Origin of the sequence: Halomonas sp. hl-4 (genome assembly GCF_900215475.1) — a bacterium.
Taxonomy (GTDB): domain Bacteria; phylum Pseudomonadota; class Gammaproteobacteria; order Pseudomonadales; family Halomonadaceae; genus Vreelandella.
Genome location: NZ_LT907845.1, coordinates 2,388,145 through 2,410,894 on the forward strand (window position 1 = coordinate 2,388,145; position 22,750 = coordinate 2,410,894).

Consider the following 22,750-nt stretch of genomic DNA (forward strand, 5'->3'; position numbering starts at 1 on the left):
ATAGAGAGAACTAACAACAATGACATTTAAGTCTGTCCGCACTCTCATCGCCACCCTCGTCGGTGGCTGTATCCTGCTGGTCGTGGCGGCGTTGGTCATCTACTCGGTGATTGCCAACGCCCGCTCCCAGGCCCTGGTTGAAAATCAGACGAAAGCGCTGCTCGAACAAAACATAGAGGCACGCCTGGCGGCAACCGCGTCGGCCCAAACCGAGGAAATCAAGGGCGAGCTCGAGCACGCCCTCACGCTTGCCCAAAGCCTGGCGAACACCAATGCCATGCTGGGCCAGGAAGACGGCGAGGGTCAGCCGTTGATGACCATGAGCCGTCGCGAGCTGTCGCGGCTTGTGCGTCAGACCGTGGTGGATAATCCCGACCTGCTCGACGCCTTCATCGGCTGGGAGCCCAACGCCTTTGGTAACGATGCCCGTTATACCGACCGCGAAGATCAAGGTTATGGCCCCGATGGTCGCTTTATGCCGTGGTGGTATCGCACCGAAAGCGGCGATATCGAGGTCTTGGCGCTGGGCAGCGACATGGAAAATCAGGAGCGCGATGCCGATGGCATTCGGCGCGGGGAATACTATCTGTGCCCCAAGGAAACGAAGCGTACCTGTGTGGTCGACCCTCACCTCTACGACTACAACGGCGAGACCTTACTGGTCACGTCGTTCAATGCGCCCATCCTGGTCGACGGTGAATTCCGCGGCAGCGCCGGTGTCGACCTGTCGGTCGAGTTCATTCAGGGGCTGCTGGAAGAAGCCAATCAGTCGCTCTACGACGGCGCGGGTGAAATCGCCTTGATCGCCTCTCACGGAGCTTTGGCCGCCCATACCAGCGCGCCTGACCTGCTCGGCAAGCTCGCTGAAAACGAGCTGGATGAAGACCTTCAGGCCGGCATCGCCCAGGCGCAGCAAGGGGAGAAGGTGCGCAGGCTAAGCACGGACCAGGGCATGACCGAACTCTATTGGCCCTTCTCGGTGGATGACAGCGGTAACCCCTGGGTGCTGATGATCCGACTGCCTGAAAGCGCCGTCCTTGCCGGTCTCAATGACCTGGAGACACAGCTGGAAGACCAGCGCGAGGCCTCGACACTCGGCATGATTGGCATGGGGTTGATCATCGCCTTTCTGGGCCTGGTGGCCAGCTGGCTGCTGGGGAGCAGCATCTCTCGTCCACTGAAGCGCCTTGCCAGCCGTATGCAGGCGATCGCCTCGGGCAACGGCGACCTAACCCAACGCCTGCCGGTGCAAGGCCGCGACGAAAGCGCGGCGGTGGCCGAGCAGTTCAATGCCTTTGCCGATAAAATCCAGACCATTTTATTGGATGTCCGGCGCAGCAGCGAATCGGTCAATCACGCCGCCAATGAAATCACCCAAGGCGGCCGTGACCTTTCCCGGCGTACCGAACAAGCGGCCGCCAGTTTGCAGCAGACATCCTCGGCGATGGAGGAAATCAGTAGCACCGTCGCGCACACCACCAGTGCTTCGCAGGAAGCCAGCGGCCTTTCCAAAACCGCCTCACAGCTGGCAGGACGCACCGACGAGGCCTTCGGACAGGTGGTGACCACGATGGATGCTATCCGCACCACATCGTCGGAAATTCAGGACATCGTCAGCGTCATCGATGGGATTGCCTTTCAAACCAACCTGCTGGCGCTGAACGCCTCGGTGGAAGCGGCCCGGGCGGGCGAACAGGGTCGCGGCTTCGCCGTGGTGGCCAATGAAGTCCGCCAGCTGGCGTCACGTGCCAGCGACGCGGCCAAAGATATCCGTCAGCGAATTGATGCCTCAACCGAGAAGGTCGAAAGCGGCACCCAAATGGTGCGCGACGCCGAGGCGGCCATGCACGAGCTCGCCGAAAGCGTCTCTAGGGTCACTCAGATGCTGGGTGATATCAGCACCGCGGCCGGCGAGCAAAATGATGGCATCAGCCAGGTCAGCATTGCGGTCACCGACCTGGATCAAATGACCCAGCAGAACGCGGCGCTGGTAGAGGAGTCGACGACCGCCGCCGAGCAGTTGAAAGACCAGGCCGACTATCTGGCCGAGCTGGTCGGTGGGTTTACGCTGGAGTCAGACCGTCACGGGTCGGCGTTACCTGCTCCTGAAACGCGCCGTTAAGGGATCGGTGGCAGGGGGATGTCATCGCTGCGCTTGGCGCCAGCGGTCATCTCCCGGCACAGCCGCAGGAACTCGCGCACGCCGGTGGTGAGGTACTTGTGGCGATGCCAGATAAAGGTGAACTGACGCTTAAGATCCAGTTCCGGCGTGGGCAGCGGTACCAGGCTGCCCCGCCGGAACGCATCACGCAGCGCCAGCCGCGAGACACAGCCAATTCCCAATCCTGACTCCACCGCGCGCTTAATGCCTTCGGTATGCTCAAGTTCAAGCAGCGTATTGAAGCGACTGCGGCGATGGCGCGCAGCGTGCTCCAGAGTCACCCGCGTACCCGAGCCCTCCTCGCGCATGATCCAGTCCTCCCGCAGCAGCTGCTCGAGCTCCAGATGCGTCTTGCCCGCCAGCGGGTGCCGAGGTGAACAGAACACACACAGTTCGTCCTCGACCCACGGCTGACTGATGATCATGTCGTCATCGCAGGGCCCTTCGATCAACCCAAGGTCCAGCGAGTGCTGACGAACACCCTCGATGATATGGCGTGTATTGCGCACCGCCAGACGCACGCGACTGCCGGGATAGCGCTGCATAAAATCGCTGATTAGAAGCGTTGCCAGATAGTTGCCAATGGTCAGGGTAGCGCCAACCTCCAGCGACCCCACGCCTTGCTGACCGCGCAGTAACTCCTCCACCTCCTCGGCGCGGTCAAGCAGCCCAACGGCCTTGGGCAGCAGCTGAAAGCCCAGCGCATTGAGCTTGAGGCGCTTGCCGATGCGGTCGAGCAACTGGCAGTCGAACTGCCGCTCGAGCTCTGCCAGGGCGGTGCTGGTCGCCGACTGCGACATGGCAAGCGAGCGCGCGGCATGGGACACGCTTTCGTGTTGCGCAACGGCAACGAAGACTTCCAACTGACGCAGGGTATAGTGCATGAAACCCGCCTATATCGATTTTGAAGATATCCGTTATCAATATAATTTACTTAACAGATATACCACCCTTTGCTTAGACTTGCTGGCAACTTAATACCTATTTTTTATTCTTTTTAAGCATATTCGTGGCGTTGACGGCGTCACTCGACGGAGGAATTGGCATGAGTAAGTTCGCCCTTGAAGACGTGCTCAGCGTACATCACTGGAACGACACCCTGTTCAGCTTCCGCACTACCCGGGAACGCAGCCTGCGCTTCAAAACTGGACAGTTCGTCATGATTGGCCTGGAAGTCGACGGTAAACCACTGATGCGTGCTTACTCGATTGCCAGCCCCAACTACGAGGATCACCTCGAGTTCTTCAGCATTAAAGTGCCTGATGGCCCGCTCACCTCGCGCTTGCAACACTTGAAGGTCGGCGACCAGATCATGGTCAGCCGCAAGCCGACCGGCACGCTGGTCACCGACGACCTGCTACCCGGCCGCAACCTTTACATGCTGTCGACCGGCACCGGCCTTGCGCCCTTCTTGAGCCTGATTCAGGACCCCGAAGTCTACGAGCGGTTTGAAAAAGTCGTCTTGGTACACGGCGTTCGCGAAGTCTCCGAGCTGGCCTACGCCGACTTTATCACTAAAGAACTACCCGCCCACGAGTACCTGGGCGAAGAAATCGCGGAAAAGCTGGTTTACTACCCAACCGTCACTCGCGAAGACTTCCATACCATGGGCCGCCTGACCGACCATATTCGCACCGGCAAGCTGTTTGAAGACACCGGTCTGCCGCCCATCGACCCGCGCCAGGACCGCGCGATGATCTGTGGCAGCCCTGCCATGCTGGATGATACCAGCGCGCTGCTCGACGAACTGGGCCTGAATATCTCGCCGCGCATGGGCGAGCCTGGAGACTACGTCATCGAGCGCGCCTTCGTCGAAAAATAATCCTTTCTACGCTTAGCCACTCACTAAAAACCCCCGCCAACCGGTGCGCAACAGCACCGCTTGGCGGGGGTTTTGTGTTCTGGCGCGCGGCTTTGGTTACACTGCGTCTTTACCGGTCTCGCCGGTACGGATACGAATCACTTGCTCAAGCGGCATGACAAAAATCTTGCCATCGCCAATCTTGCCGGTATTCGCCACCTGGGTAATGGCTTCGATGACCTGCTCAACCATGTCATCGTCAACGGCGACCTCAAGCTTCACTTTGGGCAGAAAATCGACCACATACTCAGCACCCCGGTATAACTCGGTATGGCCCTTCTGGCGACCAAACCCTTTCACTTCGGTAACGGTAATGCCCTGTACGCCAATGTCGGAGAGCGATTCGCGCACGTCATCAAGCTTAAACGGCTTGATAATGGCAGAGATTAGTTTCATTGCGAGATCCTCTAGCTGGGTAGCCATGGTGGTAGATAAAAAGATAGCGAGCGCTAAAGTCCCGCCCGTTATCCGTTAGCTATCAGCATACACCGCTACCGGCGGAGAATAAAAAAAGCCTCCCCGTGAAGGGAGGCCATAGACGAGCACTCGGGCTCACTTGGTTAGCATCGAATTACGTTTTGATGCTGCCCATTTATTTCTTAATACCGAATTCGGGGTAGGCTTCAAGACCGCACTCGGCGATGTCGACGCCTTCATATTCGTCTTCTTCGCTCACCCGGATACCCATGATCGCTTTCAGAATCAGCCATACGATCAGGCTGGCAATGAAGACCCAGGCAAAGATCCCTACGATACCGATAAGCTGCGAGCCAAAAGAGGCATCGCCATTGTTCAGCGGCACCGCCAACACACCCCAGATACCTACGACACCGTGAACGGAGATGGCACCGACCGGGTCGTCCAGTTTCAATTTATCCAGCGTGACGATGGCGGCAACTACAATCAGGCCACCAATGGCACCGATAATCGTCGCGCCAAGGGCTGAAGGCGAGAGCGGATCAGCGGTAATCGCCACCAAACCAGCCAGCGCGCCGTTCAACGCCATGGTCAGATCGGCTTTACGGAACCACAGTTTGGCAAGAATCAGCGCGGCAATCACACCACCCGCGGCCGCGGCGTTGGTATTCACGAACACCTGGGCAACGTTGTTGGCGGAATCGATGGCCGCCAGCTTCAATTCAGAGCCACCGTTAAAGCCGAACCAGCCCATCCATAGGATAAAGGTACCCAGCGTGGCCAGCGGCATGTTGGCGCCCGGAATCGCATGGATGGAACCATCTTTACCGTATTTGCCCTTACGCGGACCCAGTACGATAACACCCGCTAACGCCGCAGACGCACCGGCAAGGTGCACAATGCCCGAACCGGCATAGTCAAAATAGCCGACTTCAGATAACCAGCCGCCACCCCAGGTCCAGTAGCCTGATACCGGGTAGATCACAGCGGTCATAACCACGGCGAACGCCAGGAAGGCCCACAGTTTCATACGCTCAGCCACGGCACCCGACACAATCGACATGGCGGTCGCCACGAACACCACCTGGAAGAAGAAGTCGGAACGCATGGAGTAGTAAGGCGCGTCGTCGCCACCGGCCGTCACGGCATCCGCGCTGTTTTCAGCGCCGATCAAAAAGCCAAGATTGGGCAGGAAGCCACCGGCATTGCCGGAGTACATGATGTAGTAGCCCACCAGCAGATACATGGTGCAGGCGATCGCAAACAGCGCAATGTTCTTGGTTAGAATTTCAGCGGTGTTTTTAGAGCGTACCAAGCCTGCTTCCAGCATGGAGAAGCCCGCGGCCATCCACATCACCAGCACGCCGCAGATCAGAAAGTAAAACGTATCAAGCGCGTAGCTAATATCAGTCAACTCTTCCATTGTAAGTTCCCCGTTGAACTAAAGAAATGATCAGAAAAGCCAGATTTAAACGGCGTCTGCACCGCGTTCACCCGTCCGAATCCGAATAACGTCTTCAAGCGGCGTAACGAATACCTTGCCGTCACCGATTTTGCCGCTGTTAGCCGCGCTGCAAATTGCATCGAGCACGCCTTCGAGGCGGCCGTCATCTACGGCGACTTCAACTTTTACCTTGGGCAAGAAATCGACCACGTATTCAGCACCGCGATATAACTCGGTGTGGCCTTTCTGACGACCAAAGCCTTTAACTTCGGTGACGGTAATGCCTTGAACACCGTTGTCGGCCAGTGCCTCGCGAACGTCGTCGAGCTTGAACGGCTTGATGATGGCGGTGATGAGTTTCATCCCGAATCTCCCCTGCTGGATTAAGGAGCGGCGCAGCCGCCCGAAAAAAGTGCCTGCTCCACTAATGCGCATACCGTGCCACCTGTTTTTTTTGTTATTTATTTCAATATTTTAAATATAACCAAATAGAGCACTACGGCTAATAACACCGCCAACACGCGCTGCCAACCCGGGTATTGCACCAAAATTGAACACATGCAAAACGCAAGCGCTCCACTTTGATGCATAAGTAGGACGCAAGAATAATTGGAGTAAGAAACATGCGAATCCCGCCTGGGTTGCGTATCCTGAATATCAGTCATCCGTATCGTGACACCGACATTTAGGAGTAGAGCCATGGCCCCTCAAGACCGTATTAGCCGACTCGCCCAGCAAATTGGCGACCGCTTGCAAAACGCCTCCCAAGCGCCTGAAGACATTCAGAAGGGTGTCCATCAGGTCGTGCGCGGTGCCTTTGACCGATTGGAGCTGGTGTCCCGCGAGGACTTCGATATTTTGATGGACGTACTGCAGCGCACCCGCTCGCGGGTAGAGGCACTAGAACGCCAGGTGGCCAGCTTGGAAGCCGCGGTGGATGCCCAAGCAGCAGATGCCTCAACCCCCATAGAAGCCGAAGCACCGCCGCTGCCGGTAGAGCCTCAGAAGGATAACGGCAATGCGCACCCACAGGGTGGCAAAACCTCGCCCAAGTCTTCAAAATAAATGCGAATAACTATCATTGACTATTGTTGCGCGCGTGGTAACGTAACTTGCATCCCATGACTTAAGCGGTGCACAGGGGGTTCACGCAGTTACCATCGCGCCAATGCCCTATTTTGATGCATCGCTGTTTTTCACCGCCACCGTGATGCACGTATGACCACCGCCACCTTAGACGCTCAGGCCAGCCAACCGCTTTACGAGCTAACGCCGGGGACACTTGCCCAGCTAGGCCAGCGTTTTGGTATCGAATATCGGGTGCGCAATGCGCCCGCTGAGTCGAGCGTGGCAACCGGCAGCGTACGCGATGTTGCGCTCCCTCAGGCAATGCACTTAACGCTTTCCGACTTATGCGTGAACTGCGCCTACAGTTCATCCTCGCGCCAGACTGCGCCATGGTTTATCAGCGTCGTGCTGGAGGGCCATATCAGTGCTCGTCTGGGTCCTCAGCGCTTTCAACTTAACGCGGGCGACGGTATGTGCGCCCATTTCACACCCCAGCAGCCACTGACTGTTTTCCAACCCGCCCAGACCCGGCTGCATACGGTGAACGTGGCGGTGCTCGCGACCACCTCGCTGGATCTGCCTCCGTTACCCACCGCGCCGGGGTTATACCCTTGGCGTTTATCGGCGACCTTGGCTCAGGCATTACGCCATGCCGCCGCCGAGCCGCTGGCCAACTGGCGCCAGCCACTGATTTGGCAGGGGCTAGCACTGCAACTGTTGGGCGACGGGCTGCCTCACCATGGCCAGCAAGACTCAGCCGAGCCGCTGGCAGCACAGACAATGCGCGGCATTTCGGCCCGCGACGAGCAGCGTTTGGCTATTCTTCACGCTCAGTTAGCGGCTTATCCCTCGCGCGCTTATTGTCTCAACGACCTTGCGCGGGAAGCCGCCATGAGCCCCAGCAGCTTGCGTCATAAATTTCGCACCCGATACGGCTGTTCAATATTTGATCACTTGCGCCAATGCCGCTTGGCCCAGGCGTATCAGGATCTGCAACGCGGCATGAGCGTTCAACAGGTCGCGCATACCTGCGGCTATCGCCACGCCACCAACTTCGCGACAGCCTTTCGTCGCCGCTTTGGTATCGCCCCTAACGAAGTCGCCACCCAGCGCGTCGCCAGATGAATTTGGCGTTGCGCATAGCCAATTTGGCAGACCGCATACCTTTCCCCTGCATTTAACAGTAATAATTCTCATTATTAAAATTATTAGGGGACCACATTATGCCAATTTCACTTTGCCGCTTCCGCCCATCGTTGCTGGTCATTTCTGTGGCTATAGCAAGCGGGTCAGCACCCTTTACGTTTGCACAATCAAGCAACGATGAAGCGTTAGCGACCGTCACCGTCACCGCCCAGCAGGCGGCCACCAAGGTCGAGACGCCTTCGATCGAAACGCCCCAAAGCGTTTCAACTGTTACTCGAAACGACATGGATAAGCGCGGCATCAGCACCGTGCAGCGGGCGACGGACTACACACCGGGGGTCTACAGCAATCAGGTGGGCGCCTCCAACCGCTTCGACTACCTGGTGCTGCGCGGCTTCTCCGACGGCAGTTTGAGCAATACCTTTCTGGACGGACTGAAACTCATCGGCGACACCAACTCGCACAGTTCGCTGCGGGTCGATCCGTGGTTTTTGGACAGTATTGAAGTGGTCAAAGGCCCGGCCTCGGTGCTCTACGGGCAGGCCTCGCCGGGCGGCGTCGTTGCCATGAATAGCAAGCGACCCGACTTCCAATCCGGCGGAGAGCTACGCTTTCGCGTGGGCAATAACAACCAGCGCAGCGCCGCCTTTGGCCTGACCGGCCCAATCGGCGAGGAACAGCGCGTGGCCTACCGTTTAGTGGGCATTGCCAGCGCTGCTGATACGCAATTTGGCCCCACCGAAGAGGAACGTTACGCCATTGCGCCCTCGCTCACCTGGGATATCAGCGACGATACCAGCCTGACGCTGGACGCTTATCTGCAAGACGAGCCCGAAGGTGGCTACCACTCCGGCGTGCCGTATGAGGGCGCCGTGGAAGCGCGCAATGGCCGTAAAATCAGCAATAACTTCTTTGACGGTGAAGAGGATTACGACGCCTACGATCGCACACAGCGCATGGTGGGCTACGCCCTGGAGCACCGCTTTAATGATCAGTGGCAGGCTCGCCAGCAGCTACGCTACCTCAACTCCGACGTGACGCTGAACCAGGTCTACGGCTTTGGCTGGGAAGCGCCCGACTCCGAGCAGTTACTACGCTATTACTCCGGCAGCGAGGAGTCGCTCGACGCCTGGACGCTGGATAATCAGCTTGAAGCCAACCTCCACGATGGCTTTATGGAGCATACCGTGCTGGCCGGGGTCGACTACCAGCAGCGCGATAATGACGTCAGCTGGCCGTCAGGCGCGTTTCCTTCGCTGGATGCCTTCAACCCGACTTACGGTGCAGAACCCACGGCAATGTACCCGCCGACCAACGAGCGCCACGAACTGGAGCAAACCGGCGTCTACCTGCAAGACCAAATTGCGCTCGATAACTGGCGTTTTACCCTGGGCGGGCGCTACGACTGGGTCGATATCCGCAATACCAACCAGGATTCGGGACAAGCAAGCACGCTTGATGACACCCAGTTCAGCGGCCGCGCCGGGGCGGTTTACCTGTTTGAGAACGGCGTCGCCCCCTACCTGAGTTACTCAACGGCCTTCACGCCCACCAGCTTTATCGATGCCAACGGCGACTTGCTCGCCCCTATGGAGGGCGAACAATGGGAAACCGGGGTCAAATACCAGCCCAGCGACAGCGACAGCCAATACAGCGCATCGCTCTTTCACATCAGCCAGGAAAACGTGGCCACCAAAGAACAGCCCACCGACCCTTACCGCGCGGTGGGAGAGATCGAATCACAGGGAATCGAGCTGGAAGCACGTACCCAGCTCACCGATGCGCTGTCGCTCCAGGCGGGGTACAGCTTCACCGACATCACCTACGCCAAAAGCGATGACGGCAACGAAGGCAACAACGCGATCTATTCGCCGCGCCATCAGGTCCAGCTGTGGACACAATATGCATTTAACGACGGCTGGCTGAGTGGCGCCGACATTGGCGCAGGCGTACGCCACTTCGCCGATATCGCGGCCGACCGCGCCAACACCGAAACCGTGCCTGACTACACCCTGGTAGACGCCACCCTGGGCTACGATCTTGGCGAGGTAGGCATGCAAGGCGTCGAAACCCGCCTCAACGTCAGCAACCTGCTGGATGAAGACTACGTAGCCTCGTGTAACTCCCTTGAGTACTGCTACTTCGGCGCTGAACGCGGCATCACCGCCAGCGTGCATTACCGTTTCTAAATGACATTAAGCGTTAATACCGCCCAGGCCTCCTTGCCTGGGCATTGTTTCCATAAATACGGGTTTGCAAACAATAAAGATTATCGTTTAAATACAGGCCTTATTTTCTATTGAAGCCGTTATCATGCGCTGCTCCGCTGTGTCTTCCCTGCTCGCCCGTATTGGCTTGCTGACTGTGTGTCTGCTCGGCGCCTTGCCCGCCCAAGCGCAGCTGGCCACCATCGACTGGACAGTCGCCGAAACGCTGGTGGCCCTCCAAGCGCCCTTGGGGGGGAGTGCCCAAAAAGATGACTATCACGACTGGGTGGGCGAGCCACGGCTGCCGGATGACATCGCTGACCTCGGTTTACGCAGCCAGCCTAACCTGGAACTGCTGGCCCAAATGAAGCCTGAGCGCACCCTGATTTCACCCATGTTTGCTGGGTTGACGCCGCAACTGGAACGCATCGCGCCGGTCACCACCATCAAGCTATACGCCCCTGGCAACGAAACCTGGCAGGAAATGCAAACCATCACTGAGCAGATAGGCGAACTGGCCGACCGCGAACCCCAAGCCAAACGACTGATCAAGCAGACACAAGCGCTGATGGCCCAGCTGCGTGAAGAGCGACCCGACACAGCGCCGCTGTTGATGATTCAGTTTATGGATGCCCGCCACGTACGCGTATTTGGTGACAACAGCCTCTATAGCGCGGTACTGGAGCAGTTAGAGCTACCCAATGCCTGGGAGGAAACCACCAACGCCTGGGGCTTTTCGCTGGTAGGCGTTGAAGAACTCGCTCGCTACCCGGACGCCACCTTGATTATCGTCGACCCAATGCCCACCGGGGTCGAGTCACAGCTCGAAAAAAGCGGCCTATGGCAGCAGTTGCCCAGCGTTAAACACGACAGACTTCTACGCCTACCGCCCGTATGGAGCTTCGGTGCGCTGCCCTCGGCCCAGCGTTTCGGCCGGGAATTGGTCACTGCGTTAGAGGACGCGCCCCGCCATACGCTAACCCCTCAGTGATGGCGCGCTATGCCGTAGCGCGCGCCTAGCTACCCACCCCCTAACAAATGCGGTAGGTTAATAAGCATAAGGTAATCAATAACCAGCGAGGGAACGCGCATGACGCTTGCCATTGTGGCGACACGGGCCGGGGTCGGCCTGGACGCACCGGCGGTACACGTAGAGGTGCATCTGGCCAACGGCCTACCCGGCTTGACGTTAGTTGGCCTGCCAGAAACCGCCGTCAAAGAAAGCCGCGAACGGGTGCGTAGCGCGCTGGTCAACGCCGGTTTTGATTTTCCCAACACCCGGCGCATTACGCTCAACCTTGCCCCTGCCGATTTACCCAAAGAGGGCGGCCGCTTCGATCTGCCCATTGCGCTGGGCATTCTTGCCGCCTCAGGGCAGATTCCTGTCGATGCCTTAGAAGGCATGGAGTGCGCGGGCGAACTGGCGCTGGACGGCAAGCTGCGCGCCGTGCCCGGTATCTTGCCGTTTGCGCTGGCCACGCGGCGTGCCAAAAAGGCGTTAATCATCCCCCGCGCCTGCGCCGATGAAGCCGCGCTGGCGGGCGACTTACCGGTGCTTCCTGCCGATACGCTCTGGCAGGTGGTTGCCCATCTGCTCGACCAGGAAAAAATCCCACCGCACCAGCTGCCGGCGTCGGTCAAAACCACTGAACCAATGGCCGACCTGGCCGACGTTCGTGGCCAGCAACAGGCCAGGCGGGCGCTCGAAGTCGCCGCCGCTGGGGGTCATAACCTGTTGTTCGCTGGCCCGCCGGGCACCGGCAAAACCATGCTTGCCAGCCGCCTGCCTGGCATCTTACCGCCGCTTAGCGAAGAGCATGCACTGGAAGTCGCCGCCGTACGCTCGGTGTGCGGACTGCCGCTGGAGGCCGACTGGGGCCAACGGCCTTTCAGGCAACCCCACCACAGCGCTAGCGCCGCCGCGCTGGTGGGCGGCGGCTCAAAGCCCAAGCCCGGCGAGATATCATTGGCCCACCATGGCGTGCTGTTTCTGGATGAACTGCCGGAATTTTCCCGCCACGTGCTGGAAGTATTGCGACAGCCGCTGGAAACCGGCGAAATCCATCTCGCCCGCGCCAGCCACGAGCGCCGCTACCCGGCGCAATTTCAGCTTGTGGCGGCGATGAATCCCTGCCCCTGCGGGCATCTAGGCGACCCGCGCCAGCGATGCCAGTGCACCGCCAGTCAAATCCAGCGCTATCAGGCACGACTTTCCGGTCCGCTGCTGGATCGCATCGACCTGCAGGTGGAAGTCCCGGCGCTGCCGCCAGAACAACTCACCGCGCAAACCCAGGGAGAATCGTCAGAAGCCGTTCGCCAGCGTGTGATGGCCGCCCGCAAGCGGCAAATGGCAAGAGGCGCGCTCAACAGCCAACTGAGTGGTAAAGCGCTGGAAACCGCCTGCGCGCTAAACGACGAGGAGCGCGCCTGGCTTGCCGGGGTGTTGGAAAAGCTCAAGCTCTCCGCCCGCGCCTACCACCGCGTGCTGCGCGTTGCGCTGACGCTGGCCGACCTACAGGGCGAACCCAAGCCTACCCAACCACACTTGATCGAAGCCATCGGCTACCGGCAGTTGGATAGGTTGTTGAAAGGCACTTAGCCGTGCGTTTTGGCCAGCGAATCGACCAGGCGTTGGCAGAGTACATCAAGCTTTTGGCCGACGGCTGCATCATGCAGCGCGCCGCTGTCGTTGAATGCATTGCCCGCCTGGGGAAGCGATAGCGGCTGTGGTAACACGGTCAGGCTTAGGTTGGCCAGTAGCTGCTGCGCCAACGGCATGGCGCGAATACCGCCTAGTCCACCGGGTGATGCCGCCACCAGCGCTGCCCACTTGCCGGCAAAAAGCCCAAGGCCTGGGGTGTCGCCGTAAGGCCTGGATAGCCAGTCCAAGGTGTTTTTGAGTAGCGGCGTAATAAAGCCGTTGTACTCGGGAGAGGCGATAAACACCGCCTGATGTTCGGCGAGGATAGCGCGCAGTTTCAGCACATTATCTGGCATGCCTTGCGCTTCAATGTCTTCGTCAAACAACGGGCAGGGATAATCTTTTAAATCAATAAAGGTCGCTTGGCCACCCAATGCGTCAATACGCTTCGCAGCGAGTTGGGCCAGCTGTTTATTGAGTGAGCTTTCACGGGCACTGCCGGCAAACACCAGCACTTTTGGTGGGTTATGTGTCATCGCACACTCCTGATAAAACATCGACTAAGGTAAATAAACAACAACGAGTTTCGCACAGGCATTAGGCGATAGCATTAACCCTTATCTATATAAAGCATCTAATAGTTAAAAGTTATCACCTGCTTTCACGATGAAGACGACCCTTTGGCGGACGCTGCGGCCTTGGCCACCGCCACTTGGTCAACGAACGCATCCAACGCGTCGAACAGCGCGCGGCGAATCGGCTCTGCTTCGTTGACCAGATGGTGGCGTGCCTCGGGATGGCGATATATCTGGGCGCCGGGAAACTTTTCTTCCAGAATTGCCAGATTCCACTCCCAATCCACGGTGACGTCTTGTTCGCCCTGTAAAATCATCACGGGCAAATTAAGCGGGTCGCGGGCCAGCAACCGCGGTATCCAACGTCGCATGGCCGTAATCCAGGCCACGCTTAACTGATTAGGCTGCAAGGGGTCGTGCTCGCGTAAAAATTCGGTAAATTCTTCGTCAGTAGAGTTAGGTCGATACTTGCGCGGCAGCGCTTTGACGAACGGACTAGCGATCAGATGCAGCCAGCTCGCCTGACTCCAGCCCCATGGTCGAACCAGCGGCGCTAATAGCACCAGCCCATCCCAGCCAGCCGCGTCGCGCCGATTCAGCGCATCGGTGGCCAGAATGGCAGCGCCGGTACTTTGCCCCACGCCCAGCCAGGGCGAGGGCGCCATGGACTGCTGTGACAGGATAGTTTGCACATGCGTCAGGCAGTGTTGATAGTCGTCAAAGTCATCGATGGCCGCCCGCGCCCCACTGGATAGCCCGTGACCCGGCAAATCCCAAAGCACGACGCGCCAGCCTCTATCCAACAAGCGCTCCAGCAGATGGCGATAAAGCCCTAAGTGATCGAAGTAACCATGCACGACAAAAGCGGTACCTCTCGGGGTCGGTGGGCTCCATACTTGACACCACAATGCAAAACGCCCGGTATCAATAAATCCGGCGTATACTTCTCGGGTGTCACGGCGCAGCGTCTCTAAGCCGTAGTGCTGAAAATAGTCGTTCATCGCCGTGGCAAGGGTATCACCAGGCACCAAGCGGGAGAGTGCTGAGTCGCCGGCGTGGCGACGAAACAATGCCTCTAAATGATCGAACTCGCGCATTCGCACCTCTCCTTAACCGCTATCCCTTAACCGCTCATTGGCCATTGGTCAGCCATTGACCCATGGCGCCTTGCCTTATCTTTTGGTCGAGCATAATGGCGCTTTAAGGTCTACGCTGTTTACATGCCCGAACATATATGGAATTATTTTCCACAAATAGTTTTTAAATGCATTTTCATCTGACTGTGACGGGCCATCAGCCTAGCAATACGGCGTCACAGCCACCTTAACAGGAGAGTCTCCATGAGCGAGCGTATCACGCGTCACCGTTTACAGGTGGCAGCCGACCTAGATCGTTTTATCAAAGACCACGCACTGCCCGGCACCGGCGTCGACGAAAGCGCCTTCTGGGCAGGCGTCGACGCCTTATTTCACGATTTAACACCAAAAAATCGTCAGTTGCTTGAAGAACGTGATGTCCTTCAAGAAAAGTTAGACGTTTGGCATCGCGAAAACCCTGGCCCAGTCGCGGATATGCCCGCCTATCGCCGCTTTCTAAAAGATGCGGGCTACCTCGTTGACGCGCCTGCTAACGTGAGCGCTACCACCGCCAACGTTGACCGCGAAGTGGCGATTCAGGCCGGGCCCCAGTTAGTTGTGCCGATGAGCAACGCACGTTACGCGCTCAACGCCGCCAACGCACGTTGGGGCAGCCTGTATGACGCGCTCTACGGCACCGATGTCATTTCCGAAGAAGACGGCGCTGAAAAAGGTACCAGCTTCAACCCCAAGCGTGGCGCAAAAGTTATCGCCTACGCCCGCGGCGTATTGGACCGCGCGGCACCTCTGGCCACCGGCTCCCACCGCGATGCGGTGAAGTACGCCATTCGCGATGAGCACTTGGTGGTTACACTGGAAGGCGGCCGTGACACGGGCTTGAAAGACGCTGGCAAGTTGATTGGCTTCACCGGTGATGCGGCCGCCCCTGACGCTATCCTGTTGGGTAACAACGGCCTGCACCTGGAAATCCAGATCGACGCCAACGACTCCATCGGCAAAACCGACCCGGCAGGCGTTAAAGACGTGGTCGTTGAAGCCGCACTCACCGCGATAATGGATTGCGAAGATTCCGTTGCCGCTGTCGATTCAGAAGACAAAGTAGGCGTTTACAGTAACTGGCTAGGCCTGATGAAGGGCGATCTTGAAGAGAAGATCGACAAAGGTGGCAAGACCTTTACCCGTAAACTTAACGCCGACCGCACCTGGCAAACCACCGATGGTAGCAGCGTCACGCTACCCGGCCGTTCGCTGATGTTCGTGCGTAATGTGGGTCACTTAATGACCACGCCGGCGATTTTGGACGATAAAGGCAACGAGCTACCGGAAGGCATTCTCGATGCGGTAGTGACCTCGCTGCTGGCGCTTCACGACCTGAAGAAAGACGCCGACCAGCCGCGCAACTCGCGTACCGGCTCGGTATATATCGTCAAGCCGAAGATGCACGGCCCTAAAGAAGTGGCGTTTGCCAACGAGCTGTTTAGCCGCGTCGAAGATATCCTGGGCATGAGCCGCGACACCCTGAAAATGGGCATCATGGACGAAGAGCGCCGTACCACCGTCAACCTCAAAGCGTGTATTGCCGAGGCCGCGTCGCGGGTGGTGTTTATCAACACCGGCTTCCTCGACCGTACCGGCGACGAAATGCACACTGCTATGGAAGCAGGCCCGATGGTGCGTAAGGGCGATATGAAGAGCGCCGCCTGGATTACCGCCTACGAAAAGAACAACGTCCAGGTCGGCCTGGCCTGTGGCCTGCGCGGTCGCGCCCAAATCGGCAAAGGCATGTGGGCGATGCCCGATTTGATGCACAACATGCTCGAGCAGAAAATCGGCCATCCGAAAGCGGGCGCCAACACTGCTTGGGTGCCCTCGCCGACCGCGGCGGCGCTGCATGCGCTGCACTACCACCAGGTCAACGTTACCGACGTTCAGCGCGAGCTGGAGGCGTTGGGCGAACCTGACTACCTGGATGACCTACTCACCGTGCCGGTGGCGGAAAACGCCAACTGGTCCGATGAAGAGAAGCAGCAGGAACTGGACAACAACTGCCAGGGGATTCTCGGCTACGTGGTGCGCTGGGTAGAACACGGCGTGGGCTGTTCGAAAGTGCCGGATATCCATAATGTAGGCCTGATGGAAGACCGCGCCACGCTGCGTATTTCCAGCCAGCACATTGCCAACTGGCTGCACCACGGCATTGTCGATGCGCCGCAGGTAGAAGAAACCCTCAAGCGCATGGCCAAGGTGGTCGACGAGCAAAACGCCGGCGACCCCACCTACACCGCCATGAGCGCTAACTTCGAAGGCTCAACCGCCTTCAAGGCAGCCTCGGACCTGATCTTCAAAGGCCGCGTACAGCCTTCCGGCTACACCGAGCCGCTACTCCACGAGTGGCGTCAGGTGCACAAGGCGAAGTAAACTCGCCTGATGGCAAAATAAGCCTCGAGGCTACCGCTTCGGGGCTTTTTTATGAGGAAAACAAGAATGACGGTGATGACCGCCGAACAGATCGAACAGTTTCTTGACGATGTCTTCCCCCAGCGGATGGGCAAGATCGAACAGGTAGGTGAAATGAGCGCCACCATGCGCTTGGCGATTGGCAATGAACACCTGCGCCCAGGCCCCCGCGTTTCCGGCCCCACCATGATGGGCTTTGCCGATGTAGCTATGTACGTGGCGATATTGGCCCAAATTGGCCCGGAGCCCATGGCCGTGACCAGCGATTTAAACTGCCACTTTTTACGCGCCGCATCAGGCGATCACGACATCATTGCCCACGCCAAGCTGCTCAAGCTCGGCCGCCGCTTGGCCGTCGGTGAGGTGTCGATTGTCTCCGCCGCCGATGAATCCAAGCCGGTGATCCACGTCACCGCAAGCTACGTGCTGCCGGATAAACCCTAACCTGCTTCACGGCTCTAGCGTCATGAATGGCTCATCTTCCTGATCGCTAAATGCGTAGACGTCGTAGGGTTCTTCCTGCGGCCCCGGCATACCCGGCGTGCCAATCGGCATACCGGCCAGGCCAATACCGTCAACATCGGGCTGCTCGTCAAATAGCTTGGTGACGGCCTCCATCGGCACGTGGCCTTCGATCCAGTACTCGCCCATCTCGATGGTATGGCATGAGCCCAGGCCATGTGGAATACCGGCCTGCTGTTTGATCTCGCCAAGCTCGACATCGTCCACAATGGTGACGTCCACGCCCTGCTCTTCCAGGTGGCGGGCGTAGCCATCGCAGCAGCCACACTGGGGATTCTTGTACATCGTGGCTTCGTCGGGCAAGGCAGCATGCGCCGTGGTGGCGCCCAACAATAGCGCGCCCGACACCCATAGCGAGGCAGTTTTTCGATTCATGAGTATTCCCTCAGTGGTAGCGACGTGATCAATTCGTCCGGCTGAACAGGTATTTGGCCAGCGAAGCGATACCCAGCCCGGCGAGTAGCAGCACTGTAAGTGGCATGAGCCAGCCCAACCAGCCCATTGACCCCATCAGCGCGAAACAATCTGCATTCATCATGATAGCCTCCTGACAGTCGCTTGATGAACATGTTCGTCTAAAGCTTACAACCTATGGGTTACCCCAAGGTCAAGTGACGGCAGTGGAGGTCGCGTATTGCTTGATGCGGATCAATATGGCGGCGTGGGTTTCAGGCTCCGTTCAGGTTGATAGCTTATAAACTCACGGTGAGCTTTTTAAACTTTTCTTTGTGAGACTACCCCTATGCGCAAATCATCCCTTACGCTAGCCCTTTTCGCCGCAACCTTGAGCGGTGTGGCATCCACCGCCTGGGCTTCAGGCGAGCATAGTGGCGACCACACCGAGGCCAACGCCGCCGATGTTGAACGCACCATCAGCGTTGAAGCAGGGGACATGTGGTTCGACCCCGAGGAGATGGATATCGCACCAGGCGAAACTGTCGAGTTCGAAATCAACAATACTGGTAACGTGGAACATGAATTTGTGATTGGCGACAAAGCCGCACAAGAAGAACATCGTAAAATGATGCAGGAAATGGATGGCGACCATGGTGACCACGGCGGACACGACATGGCCGAAGGCGAGCATGGCGGTCAAATGCCATCGGTGACCATTGGCGCAGGCGAATCCAAAACACTGGTGTGGACAGCCCCAGAAAACGTCGAGCGCCTTGAATATGCCTGCAACATTCCAGGACACTACGAGTCCGGCATGTACGGCGATATCAACTTGTGACGCGATACGATGAAACTGTTGCTGTTAGAAGACGATGACCTGCTGGCAGAAAGCCTTGCGGAGAGTCTGAAAGACAACGGCTATCTTGTCGATGTGGCCGCCTCAATCAAGGCGGCCACGTCGTTCATGAGCACCGAAGAATACGCGCTTGCCATTCTTGACCTCGGGCTACCCGATGGCTCGGGGCTTGAGCTGCTCGCCAAGTGGCGACAGCAAAAACATGCCATCCCTATGTTGATACTCACTGCGCGCGATACCTGGGAAGACAAGGTGGTTGGCCTGGAAACCGGTGCCGATGACTACCTCACCAAACCCTTCCACGAAGCCGAACTCATGGCCCGCCTGAAAGCCCTGCTACGTCGGCAATCCGGCCAGTTATCCCAGGTTATCACGCTCAATGGTGTGTCCCTGGATGAAGCCGGTCAGCGCGTTTCAAGCAACGGCGGCGCGTGGCGTTTGCTGACCGCCACTGAGTTTCGTCTGCTCCGGTACTTGATGCACCACCCTGACCGCATTCACTCCAAAGAACGGTTGCTGGAGCAGCTTTACGCACTTGAGCAGGACGCCGCTGCGCCCAACCTGGTCGAGGTATACGTAGCCCGGCTGCGCCGCTATCTTGGCAAGCCAATCATCCAGACCCGCCGCGGCCAGGGGTATCTCTTTGCTTCACATTGATCAACGCAGCCTGCGCTTTCGACTGCTGGCCTGGCTAGGCGGCGTCGCACTGCTGGTGGTCGGCCTGACATGGCTGTTGCACGGGGTGTTTCTGCAGAACCTGGCCAAGGACTTTCTGGGCGAGCGCCTCATGCGTGAAGCCGACCACGCGGTAGATCAGCTAGAGCAAGACCGCCTGGCAGTCCCCGCATCGCTTGCTTCGGCCAGCCAAGGCTATCAGGTATTCCATCACCTCTATGTGCTACGTCTGGATGACGACATCAGCGCCTCTGATCCGACCTGGCAGCGCCAGCTTGCCCCGCTGCTTGACGATGACGGTGATGCGCTGATTGAGGTGAAACACGGTGGGGACCATCTGCTGGTCTATCGCCGCCACTTCGAGTGGCAAGACACCTCTGGCGTGCTGCTGATTGGGGAGGACTTTTCCCAGGTCGAAGCGGGCCTGGCCACCCTTCACTGGTGGGTCGGCGGCATTGCGGCAGGGCTACTCGCGGTGCTGGTCACGCTCAATATGCTGGCCGTCAATCGCGGCTTGCGACCACTCTGGCAATTACGCCACCAGTTGGAAGCCCTGCAGGCAGGCGAGCGCCAGCGCCTGTCACTCACCGCGCCCGCCGAACTTGACGCCCTCGTCGCCCAACTCAATCGCTTTATGGACGATATCGACCTGCGCCTGCAGCGCTCCCGGGAGTCGGTCGCTAACCTTTCCCATGCCCTCAAAACCCCGCTGGCAGCAATCACCCAGGTGCTCAGAGGTGGCCGACCCATAGACGAAGAGCGTCGCCGCAAACTACTGATGCGCATCGAGGACATCAACGCCCAGTTGGATGCCGAACTGCGCCGCGCGCGCATTGCCGGCCCCCATACGGGGCACATGACGCACCTGACGCGTGACAGTCAACGGCTGATGGACATGTTTCGTAGCCTCTACCCGCAGCCCTCGTTCGCCCTGACAACGTCGCTCAACGACCGCGAGCAGGTACCCATCGACGTTCACGATTACGCTGAGATGCTGGGCATTGTGCTGGATAATGCCGGCAAATGGGCCGCCAGCGAGGTGCGATGCCACGTAAGCGCCACCTCCGAGGCACTGACCCTGACAATCGATGATGACGGCCCCGGCGTTGCCGACAAGGACATGGCACGCCTTGGCGAGCGCGGCACGCGGCTGGATGAGCGCCACCCCGGCTACGGTCTGGGACTTGCCATCCTGGGCCAATTGGTAGCGCGTTACGCTGGCCACTGCCGGTTCGAGCGCAGCCCGCTAGGCGGCCTGCGGGTCGTTACCCGGCTGCCATTGCCGGACGTTAAGCCCTCCTGACGGTTTTTCAGCCTTGATTCAGCTTACTCCCCCATGATGATGCTATTGATCATTAAGGGGAGTTTCACATGTCGCGTTCGACCATTATCCGTCACCCGCTTTCACGCCGCCAGGTGCTGAAAGGCAGCGCGGCGTTGGGGCTGGGTTCGGCTGCCGCCCTGGGCATGAGCCCCGCCTGGGCCACCCCCTGGGGCCGCTCCAACGTCTATTCCAAAGGCGTTGAAGAAGGGCCTGAGATAGCGCTGGCCATCCGCCGTGAAAATCTCCCGATTGATGGCAAGACCGCTAGCGCCTTCAGCATTAACGGCACCAGCCCGGGTCCCCTCTTACGCCTGAAAGAAGGCCAGGACGCGGTACTGCGCGTTACCAATCTGCTCGATGAGCCCACCTCGATTCACTGGCACGGGCTAATTCTACCTGCGGGGATGGATGGCGTGCCGGGAGTCAGCTTTGCTGGTATCGAGCCCGGCGAAACCTTTACCTACCGCTTCCCGGTGCGCCAAAACGGCACCTACTGGTACCACAGCCATTCTGGCATGCAGGAACAGCTTGGCCACGCCGGGCCGTTGATTATTGACGCCGCCGAACGTGAACCCTTCCGCTACGACCGCGAGCACGTGTTGTTGCTTACCGACTGGACGTTCGAAGACCCCATGGCGGTGTTTCGTAACCTGAAAACTATGGAGGGATATTACAACTTCCAGGAACGCACGGTGGCCGATTTCTTCGCCGACGTTCGCCAAAACGGCTTGTCCCAGACTGCCGAAATGCGCAGCATGTGGGCCAAAATGCGCATGAGCTCCAGGGATATTGCCGACGTTACCGGCAGCACTTATACCTATCTGCTCAACGGTCACTCCCCCGAGGAAAACTGGAGCGCGCTGTTCAAGCCAGGCGAGCGCGTAAGGCTGCGGGTGATTAACGGATCGGCCATGTCCTACTTCGACGTGCGTATTCCCGGGCTGAAAATGACCGTGGTGGCCGCCGACGGGCAGCCAGTTCAACCGGTGCCCGTGGATGAATTTCGCATCGGGGTTGCCGAGACTTACGACGTTCTGGTGTCACCTGAAGACGATCAGGCGTATACGATTTTCGCCGAATCCATGGATCGCAGCGGCTACGCCCGCGCCACTCTCGCCCCTCGCGAAGGCATGCAGGCGGAGATTCCGGAGCGCCGCCAGATTGCCGACCGCGGCATGGAGGCCATGGGTGCTCACGGCATGGGCGGCATGGATCACGGTGACATGGAGGGTATGGACCACTCCAACATGTCGGACAGTGACATGGAGGGCATGGACCACTCCAATATGTCAGACAGTGACATGGAGGGCATGGACCACTCCAATATGTCAGATAGTGAGATGGAAGACATGGACCACGGCAGCGGCGGTATGGACAAAGAAAACGCCAAAACCCGTGAAAATGGCATGCTCGTGGCAGGTGAGGCCCAGCCTGGCTCACAGTATGACCAAGCGGGCATTGGCATCGACCCCGACGAGCGCCGCGTACTGGTCTACCGCGACTTAAAAGCCTTTACGCCCTGGCCCGACCGCCGCGAGCCCGGCCGCGAGCTGGAACTGCATTTGACCGGCAACATGGAGCGCTACATGTGGTCGTTCGACGGCCAAAAATTCAGCGAAGTCGACGGCCCTATTCACTTTGAAAAGGACGAGCGCCTGCGCCTGATCCTGGTCAACGACACCATGATGGAGCACCCCATCCACCTGCACGGCATGTGGATGGAACTGGAAAACGGCCAAGGCGAGCTGATTCCGCGCAAGCACACCTTGAACGTCAAGCCCGGCGAGCGGGTGTCAGCGCTTATCACCGCGGATGCCGAGGGCAGTTGGGCCTTCCACTGCCACCTTCTCTACCACATGGACGCTGGCATGTTCCGCGTTGTGCAAGTTTCTTAAGGAGGCCA

At 58.6% G+C, this 22,750-nt stretch carries 21 protein-coding genes; 13 read left to right on the forward strand and 8 right to left on the reverse strand.

Translation table 11 applies throughout. The annotated features are described in order from the left end of the window. The first annotated feature begins 19 nt into the window (after positions 1-19). Complete coding sequence (locus tag CPH17_RS11290) at positions 20-2,122, forward strand: methyl-accepting chemotaxis protein (protein WP_096299528.1); 2,103 nt, start codon at positions 20-22, stop codon at positions 2,120-2,122. Here CPH17_RS11290 and CPH17_RS11295 read toward each other — a convergent pair. Next, positions 2,119-3,045 carry a LysR family transcriptional regulator gene (locus CPH17_RS11295; RefSeq protein ID WP_027337177.1) on the reverse strand — a complete coding sequence of 309 codons (927 nt, stop codon included), beginning with the start codon at positions 3,043-3,045 and terminating at the stop codon, positions 2,119-2,121. The genes CPH17_RS11290 and CPH17_RS11295 overlap by 4 nt on opposite strands. Positions 3,046-3,206: 161 nt before the next feature. On the opposite strand from CPH17_RS11295, the gene CPH17_RS11300 reads away from it, so the two are divergent. Continuing rightward, positions 3,207-3,983 carry a ferredoxin--NADP reductase gene (locus CPH17_RS11300; protein WP_074394813.1) on the forward strand — a complete coding sequence of 259 codons (777 nt, stop codon included), beginning with the start codon at positions 3,207-3,209 and terminating at the stop codon, positions 3,981-3,983. Positions 3,984-4,079: 96 nt separating this feature from the next. On the opposite strand, the gene glnK is transcribed toward CPH17_RS11300, so the two are convergent. The 3 genes from glnK to CPH17_RS11315 all read right to left on the reverse strand — a co-directional run bounded on the left by glnK (position 4,080) and on the right by CPH17_RS11315 (position 6,246). Next, positions 4,080-4,418 carry a P-II family nitrogen regulator gene (glnK, locus tag CPH17_RS11305; RefSeq protein WP_066320813.1) on the reverse strand — a complete coding sequence of 113 codons (339 nt, stop codon included), beginning with the start codon at positions 4,416-4,418 and terminating at the stop codon, positions 4,080-4,082. A gap of 196 nt (positions 4,419-4,614) precedes the next feature. Continuing rightward, complete coding sequence (locus tag CPH17_RS11310) at positions 4,615-5,862, reverse strand: ammonium transporter (protein WP_096299530.1); 1,248 nt, start codon at positions 5,860-5,862, stop codon at positions 4,615-4,617. A 45-nt stretch (positions 5,863-5,907) separates the two neighbouring features. After that, positions 5,908-6,246, reverse strand: a complete 339-nt coding sequence (locus CPH17_RS11315) for a P-II family nitrogen regulator (protein ID WP_096299532.1) — start codon at positions 6,244-6,246, stop codon at positions 5,908-5,910. 336 nt (positions 6,247-6,582) lie between these two features. Here CPH17_RS11315 and CPH17_RS11320 point away from each other — a divergent pair, with 336 nt between their 5' ends. The 5 genes from CPH17_RS11320 (at position 6,583) to CPH17_RS11340 (ending at position 12,903) form a co-directional block, all read left to right on the forward strand. After that, positions 6,583-6,948: an accessory factor UbiK family protein gene (locus CPH17_RS11320; protein ID WP_096299534.1), complete on the forward strand. Its 366-nt coding sequence runs from the start codon at positions 6,583-6,585 to the stop codon at positions 6,946-6,948. 153 nt (positions 6,949-7,101) lie between these two features. Continuing rightward, entirely contained in the window at positions 7,102-8,076 is a 975-nt protein-coding gene (locus CPH17_RS11325) for a helix-turn-helix transcriptional regulator (RefSeq protein ID WP_096299536.1), read from the forward strand. A gap of 98 nt (positions 8,077-8,174) precedes the next feature. Continuing rightward, positions 8,175-10,286, forward strand: coding sequence for a TonB-dependent siderophore receptor (locus CPH17_RS11330; protein ID WP_096299538.1), 2,112 nt, complete (start codon positions 8,175-8,177; stop codon positions 10,284-10,286). A gap of 124 nt (positions 10,287-10,410) precedes the next feature. Beyond that, the gene (locus CPH17_RS11335; RefSeq protein WP_096299540.1) at positions 10,411-11,295 is read left to right on the forward strand and encodes an ABC transporter substrate-binding protein; all 885 of its coding nucleotides are present in this window, start codon (positions 10,411-10,413) and stop codon (positions 11,293-11,295) included. 99 nt (positions 11,296-11,394) lie between these two features. Beyond that, positions 11,395-12,903 carry a YifB family Mg chelatase-like AAA ATPase gene (locus CPH17_RS11340; RefSeq protein WP_096299542.1) on the forward strand — a complete coding sequence of 503 codons (1,509 nt, stop codon included), beginning with the start codon at positions 11,395-11,397 and terminating at the stop codon, positions 12,901-12,903. Here the strand turns inward: CPH17_RS11340 and CPH17_RS11345 are convergent. Next, positions 12,900-13,481, reverse strand: a complete 582-nt coding sequence (locus CPH17_RS11345; protein WP_096299544.1) for an NADPH-dependent FMN reductase — start codon at positions 13,479-13,481, stop codon at positions 12,900-12,902. The genes CPH17_RS11340 and CPH17_RS11345 overlap by 4 nt on opposite strands. Positions 13,482-13,606: 125 nt before the next feature. Beyond that, positions 13,607-14,617 carry an alpha/beta hydrolase gene (locus CPH17_RS11350; RefSeq protein WP_096299546.1) on the reverse strand — a complete coding sequence of 337 codons (1,011 nt, stop codon included), beginning with the start codon at positions 14,615-14,617 and terminating at the stop codon, positions 13,607-13,609. A 243-nt stretch (positions 14,618-14,860) separates the two neighbouring features. Here CPH17_RS11350 and CPH17_RS11355 point away from each other — a divergent pair, with 243 nt between their 5' ends. Then, on the forward strand, positions 14,861-17,035 hold the full coding sequence (locus tag CPH17_RS11355) for a malate synthase G (RefSeq protein WP_096299549.1): 2,175 nt from the start codon (positions 14,861-14,863) through the stop codon (positions 17,033-17,035). A gap of 66 nt (positions 17,036-17,101) precedes the next feature. After that, a complete protein-coding gene (locus CPH17_RS11360) occupies positions 17,102-17,518 on the forward strand; it encodes a PaaI family thioesterase (RefSeq protein WP_096299551.1) in 417 nt (138 codons plus the stop codon). Positions 17,519-17,524: 6 nt separating this feature from the next. On the opposite strand, the gene CPH17_RS11365 is transcribed toward CPH17_RS11360, so the two are convergent. Together CPH17_RS11365 and CPH17_RS20395 are read right to left on the reverse strand one after the other, a co-directional pair. After that, positions 17,525-17,971, reverse strand: a complete 447-nt coding sequence (locus tag CPH17_RS11365; protein WP_096299553.1) for a DUF411 domain-containing protein — start codon at positions 17,969-17,971, stop codon at positions 17,525-17,527. 28 nt (positions 17,972-17,999) lie between these two features. Further along, on the reverse strand, positions 18,000-18,134 hold the full coding sequence (locus tag CPH17_RS20395) for a hypothetical protein (RefSeq protein ID WP_269457702.1): 135 nt from the start codon (positions 18,132-18,134) through the stop codon (positions 18,000-18,002). Positions 18,135-18,338: 204 nt separating this feature from the next. Here CPH17_RS20395 and CPH17_RS11370 point away from each other — a divergent pair, with 204 nt between their 5' ends. From CPH17_RS11370 to CPH17_RS11385, 4 genes are all read left to right on the forward strand, one after another. After that, a complete protein-coding gene (locus CPH17_RS11370; RefSeq protein ID WP_027337191.1) occupies positions 18,339-18,830 on the forward strand; it encodes a cupredoxin domain-containing protein in 492 nt (163 codons plus the stop codon). A gap of 9 nt (positions 18,831-18,839) precedes the next feature. Further along, complete coding sequence (locus CPH17_RS11375) at positions 18,840-19,505, forward strand: response regulator transcription factor (protein ID WP_096299555.1); 666 nt, start codon at positions 18,840-18,842, stop codon at positions 19,503-19,505. Beyond that, positions 19,492-20,826 carry an ATP-binding protein gene (locus CPH17_RS11380; protein ID WP_096299557.1) on the forward strand — a complete coding sequence of 445 codons (1,335 nt, stop codon included), beginning with the start codon at positions 19,492-19,494 and terminating at the stop codon, positions 20,824-20,826. The genes CPH17_RS11375 and CPH17_RS11380 overlap by 14 nt, the downstream gene beginning before the upstream one ends. A gap of 68 nt (positions 20,827-20,894) precedes the next feature. Beyond that, positions 20,895-22,742, forward strand: a complete 1,848-nt coding sequence (locus tag CPH17_RS11385; RefSeq protein WP_096299559.1) for a copper resistance system multicopper oxidase — start codon at positions 20,895-20,897, stop codon at positions 22,740-22,742. Positions 22,743-22,750: the final 8 nt, after the last annotated feature.